The 7,395-nt window shown below is 35.6% G+C and carries 6 protein-coding genes and 1 pseudogene; 6 read left to right on the top strand and 1 reads right to left on the bottom strand.

The genetic code is table 11. The features are described from left to right. Window positions 1-182: 182 nt before the first annotated feature. Together V7183_RS00930 and V7183_RS00935 are read left to right on the top strand one after the other, a co-directional pair. On the top strand, window positions 183-509 hold the full coding sequence (locus tag V7183_RS00930) for a hypothetical protein (protein ID WP_335358432.1): 327 nt from the start codon (window positions 183-185) through the stop codon (window positions 507-509). A 41-nt stretch (window positions 510-550) separates the two neighbouring features. Then, a complete protein-coding gene (locus V7183_RS00935; protein ID WP_097898220.1) occupies window positions 551-877 on the top strand; it encodes a nucleoside triphosphate pyrophosphohydrolase in 327 nt (108 codons plus the stop codon). A gap of 45 nt (window positions 878-922) precedes the next feature. Here V7183_RS00935 and V7183_RS00940 read toward each other — a convergent pair whose 3' ends face one another. Further along, window positions 923-1,108 carry a hypothetical protein gene (locus V7183_RS00940; protein WP_335358433.1) on the bottom strand — a complete coding sequence of 62 codons (186 nt, stop codon included), beginning with the start codon at window positions 1,106-1,108 and terminating at the stop codon, window positions 923-925. 496 nt (window positions 1,109-1,604) lie between these two features. Between V7183_RS00940 and V7183_RS00945 the strand changes: the two genes are divergently transcribed. The 4 genes and pseudogenes from V7183_RS00945 (at window position 1,605) to V7183_RS00960 (ending at window position 7,234) form a co-directional block, all read left to right on the top strand. After that, window positions 1,605-1,970, top strand: a complete 366-nt coding sequence (locus V7183_RS00945) for a hypothetical protein (RefSeq protein ID WP_335358434.1) — start codon at window positions 1,605-1,607, stop codon at window positions 1,968-1,970. 421 nt (window positions 1,971-2,391) lie between these two features. Further along, window positions 2,392-3,441, top strand: coding sequence for a M42 family metallopeptidase (locus tag V7183_RS00950; protein ID WP_335358435.1), 1,050 nt, complete (start codon window positions 2,392-2,394; stop codon window positions 3,439-3,441). 544 nt (window positions 3,442-3,985) lie between these two features. Next, window positions 3,986-4,525: pseudogene (locus tag V7183_RS25895) on the top strand (S-layer homology domain-containing protein); the annotation flags it as partial. A 1,125-nt stretch (window positions 4,526-5,650) separates the two neighbouring features. Next, window positions 5,651-7,234, top strand: coding sequence for an N-acetylmuramoyl-L-alanine amidase (locus tag V7183_RS00960; RefSeq protein ID WP_335358437.1), 1,584 nt, complete (start codon window positions 5,651-5,653; stop codon window positions 7,232-7,234). The last annotated feature ends 161 nt before the right edge of the window (window positions 7,235-7,395 follow it).

The raw sequence follows: 7,395 nt of genomic DNA on the forward strand, positions 1-7,395 counted from the left end.
CTTTCTTTTTAGATGGGAGAGAGGATCTGGCCATGCATAGAAGCGGTCAGGGCCTATTTCTGTCCCGCGCGAAGTAAAAACAGAAAGAGCAAACGAGTGTAGGTTACTTTTTGTTCTGCATGGCAGGGGTTTAGATGTCGAAAAATGAAAATGGGTTTATATAGAAAGGTAAAGAGTACTAGATGAGAAAAACTAGAATCATTGGCGTTATTGGTATCATCTTACTTACATATTATGCTTTGCATAGCACACCTGCTCTTGCAGTTCGGACCGCGCTATTTTTTGAGGGACACCCAATTGTTGCTGTGACAGGAGAAGTTACGAAGGAAAGAGATATCAAAAAAGAAGCGGTGCCAGCTGCATATCAAACGTTATATGGTAAAGAAGAGAATGAATTCGAACATTATTTCTTTCCTCATGTACGAGCACATGGATCAGGGATCGATATGCTAAGTGCCTGCGTGAAAAAGAAATGGTTTTTCTATAAAGCAGAGCTCGGATGTTACTAAATATAGAAAAAATACGCTGATATTGGAGTGGAGGATAATTTATGTCAACTTATAATAAGCTAGTAAGGGATCGTGTTCCAGAGAAAATTTTAATGTCTGGAAAAACATATACAGCGCAAAAGCTAACTGGTCAAGCATACATACAAGCATTAGCAAAAATCGGAACAGAAGAAATTCGTGAATTTGCTTCTATGAAAGAGCGGGAACACGCATTAGATTCACTGGCGGATGCATTAGAAATTATCATATCATTAGCGCGTGCAGAGGGCGCAACATTTGAAGATATCGAGCGCATTCGCAAACAGAAAGAAGCAGAGCGCGGCGGATTCCAAAAAGGAATTTATTTGCTGGACGTTTCGGAGGAATAGTTTCATAGATAAAAAAGCACAGCTTCTTTGGAAGAGCTGTGCTTTTTATTCGTGTACTTTTACCCGTTTTAATTTCCCTGCAAACAGACTAGTGATAAAAAATATAGCTGTTAATGCCCATCCAATTGTAATGGAAGTAGCAGTGTGAATGGCATACGAAACTTGTAAACATAGTAAAGATGCTAAAAACCAAATGAGTGCAATTTGTACATGTTTTTTCGTTAATTTCATTTTGATATCCCTTTATTACTTCAGTATGTTCTAAAATATATTTTACCATAATTATGAAATTAATAATAAAAAATGTCACTTTACCCATAAGTTGACCGCATTTGGAAGCATTAGTTGATCAGAAAACACTTATTTTTATAGGCGATTATCTAATTATCTAACGGAATTGGAAGCATAAATTGGCCTTGAGTTAATGATTAACCCATAAGCTGGCCGTTAGTTTATGTGGAATTTTATACATATGGAGTAAAGGAAATAAAGACAATGATTCCTTTTAACCACTGATATAATGGGATGAATAAGAAACTGCATACGTAGGTGAAGAGGATGTTTCACAGAATGTTGATAAGCCGAGGATTGTTGATGAGGAGAACTTCTGATAATGATGCGTTATGTTAACCGAGTATGTATACCATATACAGGTTTTTAAGATAGGTTTTCCAATAAGCAATCACGAACTATTAATAAAGAAAATTTCACTTTAAGGAGGAACTTAATGAAATTAAAGATATTTTTTATAAGTTTATTAGTAATATTCAGTATAGCATGCGTATTCTTTGTACAAAAAAAGGATGTCATTTTTCAAGAAGGAAATCCGATACCATTCGCAATTGCTATGTCAAAGATGATCCTTACAGATAAGAATATAATGGAAGTACAAACTGACGATACTCCCTATACCTATTTAGTAAAACGAGGAGAACTAGAGCCTTATATTGAAATGAGAGAAAAAGATGGATGGGAATTTTTAGAAAGAGATATATACGCAAATTCTCTAACTTTCCAAAAAGGAAATATAACAGAGAGCGTTCCTTACAGATATTTCACACGGTATTATACAATCATTGATTCCCAATATTAATAGATACATTGACTTCCACTTTCGCATGTTATATTAACTAAATTAGCTTAAGATTAAATCATTGGAGGAAAAAGTATGAAAAATAAAATACCTCTAATAACATTCATTTTAGCTGCTTTATTTGTAGCTGGAGGTTTTGCATTCTTCTACTGGATCAAAACATTCCCATTCAACTAAAGAAACCTAACTACCAATAACGAGAATTATGTAACCTACTAATGATAGCCTATTGAGGTATCTTTTTTTGTTGTATGCATATTAGAAGCATAAGTTTACCGCAAGCTAAAGGAAGCATAAGTTGACCAAAACGGCCATCTTATGCTTCTTTTCACAAGAAACCTACAGAAATCTCATATTAGTAGAGGTTTTGTGATAATTTCTGTATACTGAATATTAGAAAAATAAAGTAGGGGGAAGTACAGTGACACATCATGCAAAAGAAACAATGGAACTCATTAAACAGCTTGTTTCCATTCCAAGTCCGTCTGGAAACACAACGAAGATTATCAACTTTATTGAAAACTATGTAAAAGAATGGAATGTAGAAACAAAGCGTAACAATAAAGGTGCTCTTATTTTAACGTTAAAAGGAAAGAATGACGCGCAGCATCGTTTATTAACGGCACATGTTGATACATTAGGGGCAATGGTGAAAGAAATTAAATCTGACGGTCGTCTTCGCTTATCGATGATTGGCGGATTTCGCTGGAATTCTGTTGAAGGAGAATATTGCGAGATTGAAACAGCAAGCGGAAAAACGTATACAGGGACAATCTTAATGCATCAAACATCTGTCCATGTCTACAAAGATGCAGGGGAAGCGAAACGAGATGAAAAAAATATTGAAGTCCGCATTGATGAACGTGTATCTTCAGCCGATGAAGTTCGTGAATTAGGCATCGAAGTAGGCGATTTTGTTTCATTTGATCCGCGCGTTCAAATTACGGAGAGTGGTTACATAAAATCACGTCATTTAGACGATAAAGTAAGCGTAGCAATTCTACTCAAATTAATTAAAAGATTGCAAGACGAAAATACGACATTGCCATATACAACACACTTCTTAATTTCTAATAATGAAGAGATTGGTTATGGTGGGAATTCTAATATTCCAGAAGAAACTGTAGAATACTTAGCAGTTGATATGGGAGCGTTAGGAGATGGACAGGCGTCGGATGAATATACAGTATCCATTTGTGCGAAAGACTCTAGCGGTCCATATCATTACGCTTTACGTAAGCACTTAGTTGACCTTGCTAAAACGAACAATATCGAATATAAAGTAGACATCTATCCATATTACGGATCAGATGCATCCGCTGCCATTCGAGCAGGATTCGACGTGAAACACGCACTAATCGGTGCAGGGATTGATTCTTCTCATGCGTTTGAGCGTACACATGAGAGTTCCATTGCGCATACAGAAGCACTTGTTTATGCGTATGTGTTATCACAAATGATAGAAGAATAAATGATTTTTGGAAAAGTGATTGGTATTTACATATCAATCACTTTTTTTTGTTTTATTATGTGTAAAAAGACTATGAAAGTAAAATTCAATAGCTTTCATTCTAAAATCAATCGAAAAAGGTTTTCTAATCCTCCCCATAAAAAATCCCATCCATAATAAACAGTAACTTTCTTTCAACTGTCTACTATGAGGAGATAATACCACAATTCTTAAAGAGCCTTTTAGAAATTGATATGTAACTAGTGGTAGTGTAGAGAGTTTAGAGAAGAGTGTGAATCAGTCAGATCCCTAGGGTGTGGTAGCCGATGGTTAAAATTCTAATGTGTGAAAAATACGTAATGATTAAAGACATATCTCTTTCAATCATTACGTATTTTTTGTATAAATAAACAAATTTTAACAAATAAGAACATAATATCATTAAATTCGTATATAATAAAAATAATACGTATTAAACAGAGAAAGGGAGAGCTGGATGAGCATAAAGAAGACAGTGATGGGTGGAATACTCGGAGTAACAACGTTATTAGGAGCAGGAGTAGCACAAGCGGAGGAAGTAAAATTTAATGATGTGCCAAAGGGTCATTGGTCTGAAAAAGCCATTGACCAGTTGGCAAAAGATAATATTTTTAAAGGATACGGAAACGGACAATTTGGCTTTGGAGATAACATTACGCGTGGACAAGTGGCATCGTTAGTAAATCGTTATCTAAAATTAGAAGTAGAAGATGAGCAGAAAAAGATGTTTAGTGATAGTAAGAATCATATGTTTGAAAAGGATATTGAAGCAGTAGGACAGGCAGGAATTATGGGTGGGGATGGATCTGGTGAGTTTCGTCCAGATGATGTATTAACTCGATATGAGATGGCGGTTGTGTTACGAAATGCATTTGAGCTACATGCAGATGTAATCAATCGTGATAAGCATGGGTTTACAGATGTACCGAAAGAGCATTGGGCAGCGGCGTATGTAAAAGCACTTGCAGATGCAGGGGTTTCGAAAGGAGACGGAGCAGGGAACTTCATGGGGGATGATGTAGTAAAACGTGAACAATATGCACAGTTTTTACACAATGCGATGGAAGTAAAGAAGGAAGAGAATCAAGGAGGAACAGGTGGAGAGGTAAAACCGCCTGTAGTAGATCCTGGTGAAAACAAGGATAAAAAGGACGTACCAGAAGTGTATGTAGATGCAAAGTTAGGTAAATTTGCAGATGATTTAAAGAGTGAGGGATATAAGAAAGTAACAGGTGATAAAGGTATTACGTATTATGAAAAAGGAAACCTTGCTGTATATGTTTCGAAAGATCAAGATAGTTTTGTACAGTTTATCTACAAAGGAGACAATAATAAGGAAGAGTTAGTAAGTAATTTAGATAATTTACTAGGTAAGTTACAGAAGCAAGGATTTGAGTTTGATATGGGTAAAACAAAAGAGTACGTAATGAGCATGTTAAACGGAAGTGATGAAGTTCACTTACAAGATGAGCATGTAAGGGTGTATAAGCGTAGTGGCAATGGCGTAGTTGTATTGTTTAAGAAGTAATAGGTGAGTGGACAGAAAAAAACGATAAATTATTATCGTTTTTTTCTATTTATAGCATTAATAAAATGATGATAGAACATAAAGAGAAGGATTCCCTCTTTTAAATGACTCCTATCATGCAATCCTTTAAGGGTGTTTCTTTCAGAAGGATAATCGTAATTGTGAAATGACGTTGACAAAAGCTTGTATAAAGCCTTTGTTAAACAGTAGAACCATTGTTGTAGCATCAGATCATCTCTAATAATAGCTAGTTAGGCATTTAGTATAATCCATGTTGTAATAAAATTAATATATAGCTCTAGGGGACAGGGAGTGTAGGGATGAAAGAGATTAATCAGATTGTGGGAGAGAATATAAGGGGATTTCTGGATGTAACTTTAGAATAAAGTTTGATTAAATTATTACTAGTAACCTTGATTTAGAGACAAGTCTAAAGGGCATGTTTTGAAAAAAGTTTATTCAAAATGGAGTCTTCTTATTTACCATAACATACGGGTTTGTGAGGTGTTTTTGATCAACCTTTATTTATAATATTGAGAATACACGTTTACTAGATAATCTTAATATTGTAAAATATTAGGGTTGGTATAATGTGGTTAATTAATAAAAGAAATATTTTATAACGATTGTTATTAATAGATTTTGAGGGGGAGAAACAATTTTATGAAGTATGGGAAACTGGCAGCAGGGATTCTAGCAGTAACTTTATTTTCTTATCCAGTAAGTAGTTCAGCAGCGGAAAAGAATTTTCCGGATGTACCGGGCTGGGCGCAAAATTCGGTTAACTATTTAGTTGAGAAAAATGCACTTGACGGGAAACCAGACGGAACATTTGCACCATCTGAAAAAATTGATCGAGGATCAGCAGCAAAGCTAATCGCGATGGTACTAGGTTTAGAGATTAATCAAGATGCAAAACCATCTTTTCAAGATTCACAAAAGCACTGGGCAGCTCCTTACATTGCAGCGGTAGAAAAAGCAGGTGTGATTAAAGGTGATGGTAAAGGCAACTTTAATCCAGCAGGCACCATTAATCGTGCTTCTATGGCATCTATGCTTGTAGAGGCGTATCAATTAAATAATAAAATCATTGGTGACTTACCAACGCAGTTTAATGATTTAAAAGACCATTGGGGCGAGAAGCTGGCTAATACTTTAGTTGCTTTAGATATTTCTAAAGGAACGGGTGACGGCTGGAAACCAGATGGTATTGTTACACGTGCAGAAGCAGCCCAATTTATTGCACAAGCTGATATGGCAAAAAATGATACATCAAAAAGAATGTACATGAATAGGAACTTCATTACATATCATCAGCCATCATTATCATCAGGCATCACATCCAATCAACATGCTCCGCAAATGATTGTGGTGAAAGAACAACGAGAAGACGGCTGGATGAAGATTGCAACGGATAAAGGAGATAAGTGGACGCCTTTAAATGAGAAACAAGAGTATATCGATGGTACATTTACTGCATATCAAGAAGCGTCTCATGGTTCTAAAGTATTAGGGAAATATGACGCACAAAATGTAACGATTATCGAAGAAAACGGAAGTTGGGTTCGTATTCGTACATATGCTGGTTTCCAATGGGTTGATAAAAATCAGTTGAACCCGCCGAAACAAGCGAATTTCTTAGAAGGAAAAGCGATTATTATTGATCCAGGTCATGGTGATCCTGATCCAGGTAAACCAAGTGTATATATGGAAGAAAGTAAAATCGTATTAGATACATCTAAACGAGTACAGGCATTGTTTGAGAAAAAAACACCGTTTACTGTATTGTTAACACGTAATGGCGATGCAAGACCGGGAGTGAGTGCCCCAGATTCTTTGAAAAAACGAGTAGAATTTGCTCAAGCGAATAAAGGGGATATCTTTGTAAGTATTCATGGTAATGCTTATAATGGACAAGCAAATGGAACGGAAACATTCTACTATAACTCAAAAACAAAAGGAACAAATCCATATGTAGAAGACAGCCGCATGCTAGCACAAAAAATTCAAGATCGTCTTGTAGTGGCACTTGAAACACGTGATAGAGGTGTACAACATAAAGATCTATACGTTACTCGTGAAAATACAATGCCGTCTGTATTAACAGAGCTAGCATTTGTTGATAATAAGATAGAGGGTGAAAAACTATCTACTCCAGAGTGGAGACAACGTGCTGCGGAAGCGATTTACGCTGGTATTTTAGACTATTATGAGTGGAAAGGTAATGACGTTTCTTCTTACCGTTAATAATAGATTTGTAGAATAGCAATAAAAAAAGAGATTGTTCAGGGATTTTTGGACAATCTTTTTTTGTTGACCAAAATTTGTTCAATTTAATATATAAATACACTTTAATTTTTCGATACCTAAATCCCTGCCATGCAGAATGAAAAGTAACCTACACCCGT

This window comes from Bacillus sp. JJ1127, from assembly GCF_036965845.1.
Lineage (GTDB): Bacteria > Bacillota > Bacilli > Bacillales > Bacillaceae_G > Bacillus_A.